Source organism: Haloarcula sp. CBA1122 (assembly GCF_009741785.1).
Classification (GTDB): domain Archaea; phylum Halobacteriota; class Halobacteria; order Halobacteriales; family Haloarculaceae; genus Haloarcula; species Haloarcula hispanica.
The window spans coordinates 1-15,174 of the sequence record NZ_WPCB01000018.1 but is presented as its reverse complement, the minus strand read 5'-3'; the positions used below and the strand labels follow the sequence as shown (position 1 = coordinate 15,174).

Genomic DNA, 15,174 nt, shown 5'->3' with positions numbered 1-15,174 from the left:
GCGCTGACCGCTGCCGTCTGTCGCGTCCACGGTCTAATTGTCACCGCGTCACGGCGGACGTCCCTGGCTAATAGCGGAGTAAACAGAGATCGGTACGGCCGGCCGGTACGTGCCACCTACGGCCGTCTGGACTGCTGTGAATCGACGAGGCGCTCAACTTCGGACGGTTCGAGCGGTGTCAACGGTCCAGACAGTGTCCGGGAGAGGGCTGCTGCTGCGACACCGTGGAGCAGCGCTTCGTCCGTGTCAGCGCCGGCGGCCAGTTGCTGGAGCGTCGCGCCGATGAAGGCCTCGTGTTGTCCCGATTCGTCGACCGCGGTCGTCTCGATGGCATCTTGCTCGTGTACGACGCCGTCGTGGTAGGCCACCGCGCCGTACTCGCTCCGTGTGAGAATGACGCGGGTGAGTTCGTACTCCGTCGCGAGCGTGTGAGCGACTTCGCGCGGACTCCCAGTCGTGTCAAACACCGCGGAAACCTGCTCTTCGGCGGCAAAGAGAGTATCGACGGCCGGTAGCAGGTCTGCAAGCGCGTCGCGGGCGTCCTCGGCGTCCCATAGCCCCGGATGGAAATCGAGATCGAAGGCTCGCATTCCTGCGGCCGCTCTGAGTAACGCCCCCGTCGTGTCGGCGGCTGTGTCAGAAAGTGAGAGGGTTGCGCCAGAGGTGAACACCACGTCCGCGTTCTGTATCTCGCCCATCGGCAACTCGCCGGGCGTCAGCGTCGCCATCGCGGTGTCGCCGCGGTCCTGCAGTAGCCGTTCGGCACGGGGTGGGTCGGCGTCTTCGTGGAACGTGAGTCCCTGGCGGCCGGTGTCTGGGTCGGCCCAGACAACCTCTGTCTCCAGACCGAACTCATGGAGCTCCGCGACGACACGCCGCCCGAGCGGTGTGTCCGGGACCTTCGAGAGCCACCGTGCGTCAGCCCCAAGTCGGCCGGCCGTCGCTGCAACGCCGCTCGCGGTCCCATCGACGCGAATCGACGCCTCACGGGCCGTTTCGAACCGCTGTCCGTCTGGGGGTGCAAATCTGAGAGCGGTCTCGCCGAACGTTACGAGTGACATACCGCGTGCATCGGGAGACGGAGGTTTAGTTCAATCGGCTGTATCGATTGCTGTGTCGGGGGACGGGCCGGAATCTCTCGTTACCGCCGCCGACCGCCGTGTCCGGGGTAATCCCGCTCGAACCGGTCTTCGAGTTCCTGCCGGTCGATGTGGATGACCGTCGGCCGTCCGTGGGGACACGCGTAGGGGTTCTCACAGTCGTCCAGTGCGGCGAGTAGCTCCCGGACCGAGCCCTCGGTCAGCGACGTGTTCCCGGTCACGGAGGGGTAACACGCCAGGTCGCCGAGCAGTTCGTCCGCCGCCGCTTCGACCGTCGCTGCCGCTTCGTCGTCGCCGGCGACGAACGCGCCCAGTACGTCCCTGACGATGTCCGGGCCGGCCGCATCGGCGATGACGCCCGGAAGGGTCCGGACCTCGACGCTTCGCTCACCCGTGCGCGCCGTGTGGAACCCCAGACTCGCCAGCGCGTCGCTGCGCCGGTCGAACACCTCGGCCTCGCGCGCGGTTAGTTCCAGTTCGACAGGGTTAGCAAGTGCCTGCGTCGTCGTTTCGCCTTCGAACTTGGCCTTCAGCCGTTCGTAGTTGACCCGCTCGTCCGCCGCGTGCTGGTCGACCAGCACGAGGCCGTCGTCCGTCTCCGCGACGACGTAGGTGTCGGCTAACTGTCCGAGAATCCGCATCGAGGGCAGCGACTCGTGGGTCGCTTCCGGGTCGTCGCCGAGGCGCGCCTGCTCCTGCCCGCCGGTGAACTTCCGCCCCTCGCTCTCCGTGGCTGTCCGTCCCGCCGCGGACGCGTCACGGCGCTCACCATTGCTATTTCCACTCGAAACACTACCCTCTGGATCGCGCACCCCGGATTCGCCCGACGCATCGTCCGTTGGGTCGGTCGCGGAGGGCCGTTTCGTGTCGGCTGATTGAATGGATTGGGCTGTGCCGGAGGACTGGCTACCCGCTGTCTCGGTCTGCGTGCTGTCCGGTCGGTCTGTGGGCTCGGTATCCGGCTCCTGTGCTGTTGCATCAGCGCTGCCCGTTGCGGTGGTATCCGTCCGTCCCGGCGTTGCTGCTTCGTCTCCGGTGTCCCGGCCGTCCGGACTCGACCGCTCGCGCTCGCTGTCGCTCGTCCCGTTCGATTCCGGCGTTATCTCTGTCTGCTCGGGTGCCGACCGGCCACGCGGTGCTGTCGAGCGCAGTAGCCCTTCCCGCAACAACGCGTCCTCGACGGCAGTCCGGACCTGCTCGCGAACACCCTCGTCGTCGGCGAAGCGGACCTCCATTTTGCGGGGATGGACGTTCACGTCCACGTCGCCCGCGGGCACGTCCAGAAAGAGGACGGCGAAGGGGTAGCGGTCCGGCGCGATCTGGGTCCCGTAGGCGTCGACGACGGCGTCGCGAACGGTACCGGCCCGGACATAGCGGCCGTTGACGTACGTCGAGAGGTACTCGCGGCCGGCGCGGTTCGTCTCGGGGTGCGAGACGAGGCCGTGGACGCCGTCGAGCGGCCCGTCAGGGAAACTATCACTCTCGTCGCCATCCGCGTTCGCTTCCGAACCTGCTCCGACCGAGATCATCGACTCGGCGACTTCCCGGCCGTAGACGGACATCACCGTCTCGCGCAGGTCGCCTTGGCCGGTCGTCGAAAACGTTTCGCGGTCGCCGTGGGTCAGCGAGACGGCCACGTCCGGGTTAGCCAGCGCGTAGCTGGCGACGACGGTGTTGACGTGTGCGAACTCCGTCGACTCTTGTTTGAGGTACTTCCGGCGGGCTGGGACGTTATAGAAGAGGTCTTCTACCGCCATCGTTGTCCCCTCCGGACAGCCGGCGGGGCTGACTGACGTGACGTCACCGCCTTCGAGCACCAGTTCGGTTCCCACGTCGCCGCCGCGGGGTCTGGTCCGGATCGTCAGCCGTGAGACCGCCCCGATCGCGTGCAGCGCCTCGCCGCGGAACCCGAGCGTTCCCACGCCGCCCTCCAGGTCTGCGATATCGCGAATCTTCGAGGTGGTGTGTTTCTCGACGGCCGTCTCGACGGCCTCGCGGTCCATCCCGACGCCGTCGTCCGTGACGCGAATCCCGTCGGTTCCGCCGGCTTCGACGACGACCTCGACCCGGGTCGCGTCGGCGTCGATGGCATTCTCGACCAGTTCCTTGACGACGGAGGCCGGTCGCTCGACCACCTCGCCGGCCGCGATGCGTTCGACGGTCCGGTCGTCGAGTCGCTGGATATCGGTCATACGTGCCTCCGCATGTGATTGCCACCGGCTAACGGGCGAAGCGACTTGATACTGTCTGCCTTCGCCGTGCCTATCAGCATTGTCATGAAAATAGTTAACACAAAACAGTCCTGAACCTCCCATGGTGACGACCTATGTGCCACCATAGAGAACGCTCCTGGACCGAAGCGACGGCGGACGACGAGGCAACTGACGAGGACGAGGAGGAACTCCCATCCTTCCTCAACGAGGAGGCGACCGAAACCGAGGTGCTGACCGACGGCGGCGACGAGGCGTAGCAGCGGCACACCTTCGATGCGGTGTTGGCAAACCAGCCATTTTTGTCGTGTGTGAGTATCGCAAACCCGATAGCTAAAGTACGCTCGCCGTTAGTCGCCACTATCCTGTGGATATCGACATGGAACAATACGACCAACTCTACCGTCTGTATAAGAGCGTAGACACGACGACGCTGCGTGGCTATCAGGAGTTCGTCGACCTGTTTCCTCCGCTCAGCTCGACTGTCGCCCTGGAACAGTGGGAAACCGCCAGTGACCGCCTTGACGCTCTCAAATCCGACATCACTGACGAGTTTCCCGGGACCGGCGAGACCTATGCGGAAATCGCGGCTCGGCTGACCCGCGACGAGGCCTTTACCGCGCTCGACCTCTACTCGAAGTACGACCGGTCGGTGAACGTGCTCGTGCTGGACGTCGACGAGACGCTCCGGTCGGCCGGTGACACCGACAACGAAATCCCCCGTGACACGCTGTATCTCCTGACGCAGTTCCACGAAGCGGGCGTCCCTATCGTCGTCTGTACCGGCCAGACGCTGGAGAACGTCAAGGGGTTCATGATACAGGGGCTTGGCAACGATCTCGTCTCCTCCGGCCAGATGAGCATCGTCTACGAGTCCGGTAACGGCGTGTTCACGCCCAAACACGGCGAGGACACCAAGCGACTGCTCTACGAACGCCTCGACGAAGCGGTCGTGGACGTGTTCGAGACCGTCCGGCGGCGAGTCCTCTCGGAGGCCCCCGACGCCGTCGGCAAGCGCTGTCACCTCCAGGGCAACGAGTTCAACGTCACGCTGAAACCCAACGCCGAGGTCGGCAGCGACAACGCCGTCGAAATCATCGACGAGTCGCTGCGGTACCTCTGTGGCCTCGTTGGCGACGCTATCGCCACACAGGTCGACGCCGAAGTCGACGACCCCGCAGGCTACGCGCGGGCCTACTTCAGCCGCGACCCGGAGATTCTGGACGTGCTGGCGGCGGGCGGCCTGTCGACCGACGCCGACATCGACGACGCGCCCGAGGCGTTCCGCGACATCCTCGAACGCGTCGACCTGGGCTACTACGAGGGCGACGCGGCCGAACTCGTGAGCCTCGAACTGGACAAGTCCGCCGGCGTCGAGGAGGCCTTCGACGTGCTCGGCATCGACGACCCGTTCGCGCTCGTGATGGGCGACAGCAAGAGCGACCTGCGAGTGATGCGCTGGGTCGACGAGAACGACGCCGGCATCGCCGCCGCGCCCGCGCATTCCTCGCCCGACGTGCTCGACCACGTCAGTTCGAGGGACGACCTGGTGTACGAGGCCGGCGACGCTAGCACGGTGTTGCGGACTATCTACGGTATTAGCCTCGTTGAGCAACTGGACGAGCAGGGCGAGTGAGCCGACGCCCCATCTGTTGCTGTGGTTCGTTCCCGATTCGGACGTGCGTCTCACCCAACAGTTAGGCGTCGGCCGACCGAACTGCTACCATGAGTCTCGATACCGTGTTCGGGCAGGTGCCGGACCCGCAGTCGTACTCCTTCCCGGACTACTCGCTCCCGCAGCGACCCCGTCAAACCCATCGCGCTGACCGACGACGAACTGACGGCGCTGCTCGACCTGTACGACGCGTTCAGTGGGGTGGACCCGACGGGGATGGACTCGAACCCGTTCCTGCGGGCGACGAGCGAGTTCCTCCAGCAGACGCTCGGTGCGCCGCTCACTCGGCCCGACGAGCAACTGAACGACGATATTGCCGGTCTGCTCAACGACTTTTCGGACGATCTGGGCGGGCAGTCGATGGGCGTCGTCGACGCGACGCCGGCCCACCACCGGACGCTGTACTTCTTCCTGACCAGTTGCAAGGCGTACCACACCGCGCCGCACCTGCAGTTCGACCCCGACCTGGCCGCCGTCGAGACGCTGTATGCCGTCTACGAGCGCGTCACCGAGCAGGCGTTCTACCTCAAGCGGCCCAAGAGCGTCCTGGAGTGACTGCCAGGTGCGCCCGGCTGACGCTCCGGTCCGTTTATCGGGGAGCGAGCTAAACTGCCGCTAATGACAGCTGACCAGCCCGAGATTCCGGTCGTATGCGAGGAGTGCGGGACGCGGACATCGGTCGCCTTCGAGGACGTCGAGGACGCCGTCGCGCGCCACAACGAGCAGCTCCACGACGGTGAGCCGGTCGCCGAGGTCGACCCCGATGTGCTGGAAGAACTCGCCGACCGCCTGGCGAAGGACATCGGCCTGCTGGAGTAGTCAGTCGTCCGGCGTCACTCGTCCAGCGGCAGCCGCTCGTAGGCCTCACGGTCAGCGCCGGCGGCGAGCGCCCGCGGCCGCAGCCGGCAGACGTTCTTGACGGTTCGTGGGCCGAGCACGCGGGGCGAGACGAACCGCGGTCGCCCCGGCTCGGTTCCGGGACCGTCGCCCAGCGCGAGCACCGCGTCGTTGAGGTCCGCAAGTGGAATACACGCCAGGTCGCCGTTCGCCGATTCGAACTGGACGTGGGTCGTGTCGCCGGGCATCGCCGCCGCCTCTAACAGGTCGAACACAGCGATGCCGGTGTACTCCCGTTCGATCCGGTCGCCGGAGGCACACTCGAACGCGACTGGGCCGCGGACGACATCGAAGGGGAGCGTTTCGGGTGCAACGTCCCAGGGGAGCAATACCGGGTCAGCCCCGTCGATGCGGACCGTCGGCCGTCCCCCCGCAGTTTGCGCCATACGTATCCTTTCCCCCTGAGACCCTTCAGCGGTTCGGGACGGCCGTGATTCGCCACACACATTCCGACTCTCACTCCCGGGAGTGGAGCGAGTACGCGATAAAGAGGACGCCGACGAACTGGAAGGCGCGAGTGACGAGTGTCAACGGTTGCTGGAACTGGCTGTCGAGCAGGCCCTGGCGAAGGAGGACCGACCCGGTGAACGCGACGACGAAGGCCACCGCCGTGAGGCAGAACAGCCCGACTGAGAGGTACTGCATCGCGCGGCTGTTGTGCCGGCGATACCCCCGGTAGGCCTGGTAGCCGACGTATCCACCCAGTACTGTCGAGCCGAACGCCAGGGCGGTGATGAGCCAGTCCATCAGCGTCTCGATGGCGACCATATCAGAGATTCTCCCACATTTTTGTGAATCGGTCCGCGGTGTCCTGTTCATCCTGTCCCGGGAACGCCGGCGGTTCGGTCCGCTCGATCTCGGTTTCGAAGTCACCGTCAGCAAGCGCCAGCGAGAACTCCGAGAGCGTGGCAGCGAACACGCTGTAGTCGTTGCCGCCCGTTTCTATCTGGGTCTGTTCCTCTATGAGGCCGTACTCCTGAAGCCACTCGACCCGTCTGTACACGGTCGGTTGTGACATCTCACACTGGTCGGCGAGCTGTTTCGCGGACATGGGTTTGACACTCGTTGCTGCGAGGATGTCCCGGGCGTACTCGTCACTGAGCAGGTCGAGGATGTCGCCCACGGCCGGGTCCTCACTCACGTACTGGACCAACGTCCCGTCCCCGAATAAAAGGTCCCGTCAGTTTCCGAGTCAGAAGTCAGCCGCGTCGGAGAAGGGCGCAGTGTCAGCGGAGACCGGTGGGGTCAGGGCACCGCCCTTGGGCGAAGGTGGGGCGAGGTAGGGGACCAGTTCGCGGGCGGCCTGGCTCACATTCCCCCCAGGGTGGCGGCCCTGGGGAACCATAGGGCAGTATGGTGGACAGACAGCGGCTATTGCCGGAGGGCGCTGGTGGCACGGTGTTGTCAGGGCCGCTGCACTCGAATTGAGGAGCGGTTCCATAATATAACGTGCAGTCGAACTTCTGGCCCAGAAAACGGCGGCTTGATATGCCAGCGAGGGTGCTCACTCGCCGCCGGGACAGCCGATTGACTGGCCGACCGTGACGAGTCGGTCCGCGGACACGCCCTCACCGCGAACGGTGTATCGGTAGCGCTCACAGCTCCACGAAACTGAGGTTGTCAGTCCGTAGCTGACCTGTGCCGGTTGCCCGTCGATTGTCACCGCTCCGCTGGCGCTGTCCCTGTTAGCGGGCCGGTCGTATTTGCCGACAGTGATGAGACTGGTCCGGTTCATGTAGCGGAGGCCGACGCTGTGGATCCGCCCCCGCGTCTGCGTCGCGTAGGTCAGTTCGTACCCCGGCGGGATGTCGGGCTCCGGAACCTGGATCTCGGTGTCGGCTTCGAGCGCACCGACCGACTCGTAGGTCTGTCTTTCGGGCGTCTCTGGGACAGTGACAGTCGTGTTGTCGGGGAAGTTGGGGGTAAACACGTCCTCGGACACACCGGTGTCGTAGGTGACGTTCGTGTGCGTCGTCGTCACGACTGTTCGCTCACCGTCGGCTGTCCACGCAGTGCGCTTTTTCACCGGGAAGAACTGCTCTGTGTCCACCCAGACCGTCTGCTCGTAGGCCGCTGTGTCGTCTTTCGGTGCCACATGAATGACGTAGGCGTCACGCCCGTCGATTGATTCAGTACCGCGATAACTGACGCTCATCGAGCCAGCAGAGACGGTCGGCCGCTGCTCGCTGCGGGGAACGACGGGCAACGGCTCAACCGACGGTGAGTCGGTCGTCGTGTCGGTTGTCGTCTCCATGTTGAGATTCGCAAACAGACGCTGCAGCCGCTCACCCTGGTCTGAATCGGTTTTGCTGAGAGAGATGCGTGTCGCCTTCGCGCGGCGCTGGTCGTACAGCCACAGCATCGACCCGTTCGACACTCGGCGGTCGTATCGCTCGACGGTGCTGTTGACGACCACCAGCCGTTTCTTCTGGGTCCCCGGCCGGAGCGCGGCGTCGTAGGTCGTCCGGCTCGCAACTGTCCCGTTCCGGGTGATCGTCGTCGTCTGTGTCGCGTTCACACCGTCTATCGACTGGTAGCGTTGTTGTACGTCCGCGTCGATCTGGGGCTGATCAGCGGTTCCGGTACTCGCGAACGCAAGCGACCAGATCGCAACAGCCAGTACACCAACGACGACGACCGTCGCGACGGTGAGGACCAGTCGTTCCGATGTGAGGTGTCGAGTGGCCATATATCAGGTTACCGGGTGTGGGGAACTGCCCGACTGCGTTCGGTCTGTCTGAACGACAATATTATGTAGCACATAACTGGCAGCGCAGGTAAAACCTCCTATCTGATGGTTCCGGAACGCTGACTGCTGTGTCGTCCGGGAAGTCGGGGGCAAACTCGTCATGGGGAACTCCGGTGTCGTACGTGACGTTCGCATACCTCGTCGTCACGACTGTGTGCTTCTCGTCTGCCGTCCAGGCAGTCCGCTGCTTGGCCGGGAAAAACCGCTGTGTGTCGACCCAGACGGTTTGCTCGTATGCTTTTGTCCCGTTTCTCGGCGTCACATGGACGACGTACGCTTCGCGGCCGTCAACCGGCTCTGTGCCCCGGTAGCTGACGGTCATCCCCTCGGTTGAGTTGACCGGCCATCGCTCGCCTCGAGGGACAACGGGGAGTGGTTCAACTGACCGGGGGTCCGCTGTCGACTCGTCGAGTTTTGTGAAGAGGCGCTGTAGCCGCTCACCTCTGTCGGACTCAGTCTCGGAGAGGGGTATTCGTGTTGCCCTTCCACGACTGTCGTTGTACAGCCACAGCGTCGACCCGTCCGAGAGACGCACGTCATTCGCCTGTGACGTACTGTTGACGAGTACGAGCCGTTTCTTCTGGGTCCCCGGTTGGAGCGTCGCGTCGTAGGTTGTTCTGCTCGTAACTGTCCCGTTCTGTGAGACTATCGTCGTCTGGGTCGCGCTGACACCGTCTATCGACTCGTAGCGTTGCTGTACGTCCCTGTCGATCTGGGGTTGGTCGGCGGCGCCGTCACTCGCGAACACGAGCGACCACGTCGCAACAGCCAGCACACCAACGACGACCACTGTCGCAATGGTGGGCACCAGCCGTTCCGATGAGAGATATCGAGTGACCATTTGTGGGGTGCAGGGCAGAGGACCGCCCGACGCTGTGTGCGTAGCCCGAGCGAGAGTGTTACCTATCACATAACCGGCACCTCAAGTAAAACCTCCTGTCTACCGAAGTCAGTAGTCGCCGAGTACGCCGAGTCGTCTGGCCCGACGGGTCGTGTACTGGAACACGACGTACCCCAGCAGGACGTAGCCGACCGGGACGCCGACGAGGAGCCCCAAGTCGATGGCCGAGAACTGCCAGAGTCGGGTCCCGTCGACCATCGCCCGCTGGAGGAGCGCGCTCCCGTGGGCCAGCGGCAGCACCCGCGTCCAGCCGAGTTCGAACACGGGCGCGGAGATGAGGATAATGAACCCGAACTGGAGCAGATTGAGCCAGTTCCCGATGCGCTTGTACAGCACCGCGACGCCGCCGGCAGCGAATCCCAGACCAAGCACCGAGGCGATGGTCAACGACGCGACGACGACGACGGTAAGGACGTTCAACTGGAGCGTCGTCCCGGTAATCGCAAGCATCACCGCCAGCACCACTGTCGAGGTGATGAACGTCCGGACGACTTTCGCGACACCCTTGCAGAACGCGACCGGCGCGAAGCCAAACGGCGTCATGACGTGCCGTTCGAGCGTGCCCCACTGGGCCTCGCTCCCGATGTCGTTCGAGATGGACTGGTACGCGCCGACGGAAAGCGACCACAGGAAGTAGCCGACGATGATGCCCTCGATGGAGTCGGTTATCGCCTGTCCCGCGAGCATCCGGCCGCCGTAGAACAGTAGGCCGAAGAAAAACACCGAGATGACGATACCGCCGACGGCGTTGGCCGGATAGCGGACGAAGATGAGGTACTCGCGGTACAGCACCGCCCGCGCGAGGTCGAGATAGCCCGCCTGCATGGCGGCTCTGACAGCCTGGGCACTGGTCCCATCACTGTCCTCTGTGCGCGTGTCGGCGCTCGCGGTCATCGTCTCGTCTCCGCCACTCTCATCGTTTCTGCCCCGTGATTTCGACGAACACGTCCTCCAGACCCGGTTCGACCGTGCCGACGGTGGCAAGCGTCACATCGTGGTCGCGACACAGCGCAAGCAGGCGGTAGAACCCGTCGCTATCGGTCGCTACCTCGACGCGCCGGCCCCGTTCGACGCTCGTCACGTCGACCACCTCGAAGCGCTCCCGGACGGTCGCAAGCAGGTCGTCGGTGATGTCCGGACTGGTGACGGCGAACGCGTTCGCGGTGAACTGGTCGAGGACGGCCGCCACGCTGTCGTCTGCGATGATCTCTCCCTCGTTCATGATGATGACCCGGTCGCAGACGTCCTCGATGACGTCCATGTCGTGGCTGCTGACGACAGCCGTGAGGTCGCGCTCGTCGACGATGCGGCGCAGTTCCCGACGCAGCGTCAGCGAGCTTTCGACGTCGAGTCCCAGCGTCGGTTCGTCGAGAAACACCAGATCGGACTCGCTGGCCAGCACACTCGCCAGCGACACCTTCTGTTTCATCCCGCGGGAGAGGTCCCGGACCGACTCGTCGGCCTTCTCCAGGAGGTCGAGTTTCTCCAGTAGCCGCTCGTGACGGTCGGCGACGGCATCCGGCTTGACGCCCTTGATGGTCGAGAAATAGCGCAGGTTCTCCCGGACAGTCAGCCGCCAGTAGTCGTTTCGCGCCCCTTCGAGCATCCCGTCGACGTGGCGGTAGGCTGCCCGCGGTTTCTCGCTCATGTCGATACCCTGTATCCGAACACTTCCGGAATCAGGCAACACCAGCCCGAGAATCGATTTTATCGTCGTTGTCTTGCCCGCCCCGTTGGGTCCCAGCAGGCCGACAACGGTGCCTTGCTCGATGCGAAACGACACGTCGTCGACGGCCGTCACCGCGTCTGCACCGCTGCCGAACTGCTTTGACAACCCCTCCACGGCGAGTGCAGGCGTCGCTCCGTCCCGCGGCGCAGCCGACTGCTCGGCGGTCTGCGAGTCCCGCTGGGAAGGGCGCTGGGATGACATTACCCATACTGAGGGCTTCAGAACCAAAAGGTCAGTCACGTCCCGCAGTGGGCCTGCCGCAGATGTCGCTGGCCCGCACTTGGCGACTGGCCTGTCTGCTCAGGCAGGTTCGAGCCCTGTCACCTCGAACCGCGCGCCGCCGGCCTCGCTCTCGGTGGCTGTGACCGTCCACCCGTGAACCTCGGCGATCCGCTGGACGATTTTGAGCCCGAACCCGGTCCCGTTCTCGCCGGTCGAGTAGCCCCCCTCGAACACCTGTTCGCGGTCCTCCGATGGAATGCCCGGCCCGTCGTCGGCGACGTAGAAACCGTGCCGATCCGTGTCTTCGACTGTCCCGACCCGCACAGTTAGGTTCTCCTCGTCGTGTTCCGCGGTGCGGTCGGACGGTGCCTGAGCGCGCGTGGATCCGTGTTCCACGCTGTTCCGGAGGAGGTTCGACACCAGCCGGCGGAGTTTCGCCGTATCAGCCCGGATCTGACGGTCGGCCTCGACGACGAGCGTCGCCCGGTCCCCCTCGACGGTCTGCCAGCACTCCTCGGCGATGTTTGCGAGCGTGACGGATTCGAGGTCGGTCGCCGTTTCGCCGGCGCGTGCGAAGGTGAGGAGGTCGTCTATCAGCGCTCGCATTCGCTCGTGGGCACGCGACACCTCGTCGAGATAGTCGCTGTCGCGTTCTGTTCTGGCCAGTTCCAGATTCCCCTCCGCGACTGTCAGCGGGTTTCGGAGGTCGTGGCTGACGATACTGGTGAACTCGTCGAGGCGCTCGTTCTTTCGCTCCAGTTGCCGTTCGTACGCCCTGCGCTGGGAGATGTCCCGCCCGATACCCACGGTCCCGGCGACCGCTCCATCAGCGTCTGTCAACCGGGTGCCGGCAAACTCGTACGGAATCCGCTCTCCATCGGCAGTCAGAATCTCGGCTTCGAGAGTTACTCGGCCGGTGGTTCGCGTCTCGTCTATCGCTGCTTCGACTGCCCCGTGCTCGTCATCGGGGAAGAAGTCAGCGACAGCCATATCGCCGATTTCGTCGTCGCTGTATCCCGTGACTTCGGGGATGCGCTCGTTCCACCGCCGAAGGCTGCCGTCCGTGCCGATGACGTAGAACAGGTCGTCGAGCGTATCCAGCGCCTGGTCGATGAACTCGCGTTCCTCGCGGAGCTGGCGATCACGGTCGAGACGGTTAAGCGCCGCCGTCGCGTGGACCGAGAGCGTCCGTGCGAGTGTGACGTCCGTGTCGTCGAACGCACTGACCTCGCTCGACCCGATGAGGAGGACGCCGTGGTCCCCGAGCGGAAGGATGAGCTCGCTGCGGATATTCGTCTCCGGATTGTACCGGTCCGGGTTCGACGTGATATCGTCGTGGACCCGGGCCTCGCCGGTTTCGAAAGCCTGCCACGCGAGCGCTTCTCCGGCTTCGAACACCGGGGGCGTGCCGATGAGTTCCTCGACCTGTTCGGTCCAGGCGACCGGATACAGGCTGTCGCCGTCGGCGAAGTGGACGCCGTTGGCCGGCATATTGAGGATGGTTCTGGCGGTGTCCACTGTGACTTGGGCAACCGCATCCTCAGTCGTGGCTCGCATGAACGCCCTGGCGGTGGAGTGTAACTCCTCGATAGCACGCTCGCGTCGCGTGCTCTGTGCGTGTTCGATGTTGTCGGCTGTCCGTTCGACAGCGTCGACGACGGTGTGTGCGAGCCGTGCGTACGGCTCGGCGCCGCCGTCGACCCGGAGATACTCGGTGACACCGGCGGAAATCGCGTCGCTGGCGGCTGCTTCGCTCCCCTCGCTGGTGAACAGGACGAACGGCAGGTCCGGCGCTCGCTTGCGGACCGCGTCGAGGAACTCGACGCCGGTCTGCTCCGGCAGGTCGTAGCCGGCGACGACACAGTCGAACGCGTCGCTGTCGAGCCGTTCGATGCCGTCGGCAACGCTCGTCGCTGTCTCGACCGTGATGCCACAGTGCTCCTGTTCCAGAGCGCTCGTGGCCGCTTCGACGACAGCCGGGTCGTCGTCGACGTGGAGAACGCGGATCCGGTCGGTCATTGCCTTCTAGCAGTGACAACTCCCCTATACCCTTTCGGGCGTGAGTATCTCCGTTGAAAATCGGGTGGCGTCTGCTACTCGTCGTCCAGTTCAGCCTGCCACTCCTGTACCTTCGCCATCAGCTTGACCGGCGGCGTCTCGTTGACGTCCAGTTCCGTCAGTTCCGACAGGACGGCCTCGGTTTCCGGGTCGAGCGACGCTGCAGCCGCGTCGCCTGCAGGACCCTCGGCTGCGGACTCGCCGGGCGCGTGTTCGGGATTGCCGTCGGCCGCAACCGGCTCAGTCCCCGAATCGGCTGACGTGCCCGCCGACCCGGCCGCGCCGTCCCTGAACTGCCCCGAATCCAGGTCGAAGACGGCCTGTGTCGTTCCGCCGTCATTCTGCTCGCTGCCGCGAATCTCGATAGCCTTGTCGTCGCGCAGTCGGTCGAGCACCGCCTGTGAGCGGTCGACGACTGGCTCGGGGACGCCGGCAAGGTCGGCGACGTGGACGCCGTAGGAGCGGTCGGTCGGGCCGTCCCGGACCGTTCGGAGGAACGTCACGTCGCCGTCGCTGCCCGCAGACCGGGGCTCGCCGTCGACCGCGACGTGGACGTTTTCGACAGTCGGCAGTTCCTCGCCCAGCGCCGTCAGCTCGTGGTAGTGGGTGGCAAACAGCGTCTTGGACTGAATGGAATTGACGATGTACTCCGTCGCCGCCCAGGCGATAGAGATGCCGTCGAAGGTAGCGGTTCCGCGACCCACCTCGTCCAGAATCACCAGCGACTCGTCGGTGGCCGAGTGGAGAATATTGGATAGCTCCTGCATCTCGACCATGAACGTCGAGCGGCCCTGTGCGAGTTCGTCCAGCGCGCCGACGCGGGTGAAGATGCCGTCCACCAGACCGACTGTCGCCGACCGCGCTGGCACGAAACTGCCCACCTGGGCAAGCAGCGTGATGAGCGCCGCCTGGCGCATGTACGTCGACTTCCCGCTCATGTTCGGCCCGGTGACGATGAGGAACTGTCGGTCGTCGTCCATGTAGAGATCGTTCGGGACGAACTCGGTGGTCTGTTCGACGACCGGATGACGGCCGGCCTCGATGGACAGTTCGTTGCCGTCGACGACCGCCGGCCGGGTCCAGTCGTTCTCGACGGCATGGACCGCCAGTGACGCGAATGCGTCCAGTTCCGCCAGCGTCCGGCCCACGTCCTGCAGTAGCGTCGCGTGCTCAGCCACGCGCGCCCGGAGCCGCTGGAAGTGCTCGTACTCCATGTCGTGGCGGCGCTCCTCCAAGCGCAGCACGTCCCGCTCTTTCTCGTCGAGTTCGGGTGTCGTGTACCGCTTCGAGTTTTTCAGCGTCTTGATGTGCTGGTACTCCTCGGGGACGGCGTCGGTCTCGCTCTTGCCGACCTGGATGTAGTAGCCGTCGGTCTTGTTCCGGTCGACAGAGAGGTGGGTGATGCCGGTCCGCTCCTTCTCGCGGTCCGGCAGCGTCTCCAGCCACTCCAGAGCGGCCTCGTGCTCGTCGATGATCTCGTCGAGGTCGTCGTCGTACCCCCGTTTGAACAGTCCGCCCTGCCGGATCGTTCCCGGCGGGTCAGCGACCAGTGCGCTGTCGAGGTCCGCGGCCAGCGCGTCGGCCGCCTCGCGGTCGGCCCCGTCGAGCGCGTCGGCAAGCGGCGACTCGGCCA

At 64.8% G+C, this 15,174-nt stretch carries 14 protein-coding genes and 1 pseudogene; 4 read left to right on the top strand and 11 right to left on the bottom strand.

The genetic code is table 11. From position 1 onward, the window contains the following. Positions 1–116: 116 nt before the first annotated feature. Positions 117–1,061: a sugar kinase gene (locus GJ630_RS09175; protein ID WP_191449768.1), complete on the bottom strand. Its 945-nt coding sequence runs from the start codon at positions 1,059–1,061 to the stop codon at positions 117–119. Positions 1,062–1,141: 80 nt separating this feature from the next. After that, positions 1,142–3,292, bottom strand: coding sequence for a DNA mismatch repair endonuclease MutL (gene mutL, locus GJ630_RS09170; RefSeq protein ID WP_191449767.1), 2,151 nt, complete (start codon positions 3,290–3,292; stop codon positions 1,142–1,144). Between the two features lie 134 nt (positions 3,293–3,426). Between mutL and GJ630_RS19515 the strand changes: the two genes are divergently transcribed. The 4 genes and pseudogenes from GJ630_RS19515 to GJ630_RS09155 all read left to right on the top strand — a co-directional run bounded on the left by GJ630_RS19515 (position 3,427) and on the right by GJ630_RS09155 (position 5,804). After that, the gene (locus tag GJ630_RS19515) at positions 3,427–3,570 is read left to right on the top strand and encodes a hypothetical protein (protein WP_004590504.1); all 144 of its coding nucleotides are present in this window, start codon (positions 3,427–3,429) and stop codon (positions 3,568–3,570) included. A 107-nt stretch (positions 3,571–3,677) separates the two neighbouring features. After that, entirely contained in the window at positions 3,678–4,946 is a 1,269-nt protein-coding gene (locus GJ630_RS09165) for an HAD family hydrolase (protein ID WP_080510090.1), read from the top strand. An 89-nt stretch (positions 4,947–5,035) separates the two neighbouring features. Then, positions 5,036–5,540 (top strand): annotated as a pseudogene (locus tag GJ630_RS09160) (hypothetical protein). Between the two features lie 63 nt (positions 5,541–5,603). Then, positions 5,604–5,804, top strand: coding sequence for a hypothetical protein (locus GJ630_RS09155; protein ID WP_008307333.1), 201 nt, complete (start codon positions 5,604–5,606; stop codon positions 5,802–5,804). A 14-nt stretch (positions 5,805–5,818) separates the two neighbouring features. On the opposite strand, the gene GJ630_RS09150 is transcribed toward GJ630_RS09155, so the two are convergent. From GJ630_RS09150 to mutS, 9 genes are all read right to left on the bottom strand, one after another. Next, positions 5,819–6,268 (bottom strand): hypothetical protein, encoded by a 450-nt coding sequence (locus GJ630_RS09150; RefSeq protein WP_014041585.1) that lies wholly within the window; start codon positions 6,266–6,268, stop codon positions 5,819–5,821. Positions 6,269–6,338: 70 nt separating this feature from the next. Then, entirely contained in the window at positions 6,339–6,650 is a 312-nt protein-coding gene (locus tag GJ630_RS09145) for a hypothetical protein (protein ID WP_050037211.1), read from the bottom strand. Position 6,651: 1 nt separating this feature from the next. Then, complete coding sequence (locus tag GJ630_RS09140) at positions 6,652–7,023, bottom strand: helix-turn-helix domain-containing protein (RefSeq protein ID WP_044952077.1); 372 nt, start codon at positions 7,021–7,023, stop codon at positions 6,652–6,654. Positions 7,024–7,386: 363 nt separating this feature from the next. Next, complete coding sequence (locus GJ630_RS09135) at positions 7,387–8,571, bottom strand: outer membrane lipoprotein carrier protein LolA (protein WP_151102643.1); 1,185 nt, start codon at positions 8,569–8,571, stop codon at positions 7,387–7,389. Between the two features lie 61 nt (positions 8,572–8,632). Then, the gene (locus GJ630_RS09130; RefSeq protein WP_225306729.1) at positions 8,633–9,439 is read right to left on the bottom strand and encodes an outer membrane lipoprotein carrier protein LolA; all 807 of its coding nucleotides are present in this window, start codon (positions 9,437–9,439) and stop codon (positions 8,633–8,635) included. A gap of 141 nt (positions 9,440–9,580) precedes the next feature. Continuing rightward, positions 9,581–10,426, bottom strand: a complete 846-nt coding sequence (locus GJ630_RS09125; RefSeq protein WP_014041581.1) for an ABC transporter permease — start codon at positions 10,424–10,426, stop codon at positions 9,581–9,583. A 19-nt stretch (positions 10,427–10,445) separates the two neighbouring features. Further along, a complete protein-coding gene (locus GJ630_RS09120; protein ID WP_050037208.1) occupies positions 10,446–11,462 on the bottom strand; it encodes an ABC transporter ATP-binding protein in 1,017 nt (338 codons plus the stop codon). A 99-nt stretch (positions 11,463–11,561) separates the two neighbouring features. Continuing rightward, positions 11,562–13,502: an ATP-binding protein gene (locus GJ630_RS09115; RefSeq protein WP_191449766.1), complete on the bottom strand. Its 1,941-nt coding sequence runs from the start codon at positions 13,500–13,502 to the stop codon at positions 11,562–11,564. 74 nt (positions 13,503–13,576) lie between these two features. Continuing rightward, the coding region (gene mutS / locus GJ630_RS09110; protein ID WP_191449765.1) for a DNA mismatch repair protein MutS at positions 13,577–15,174 on the bottom strand (1,598 nt) is incomplete at its 5' end.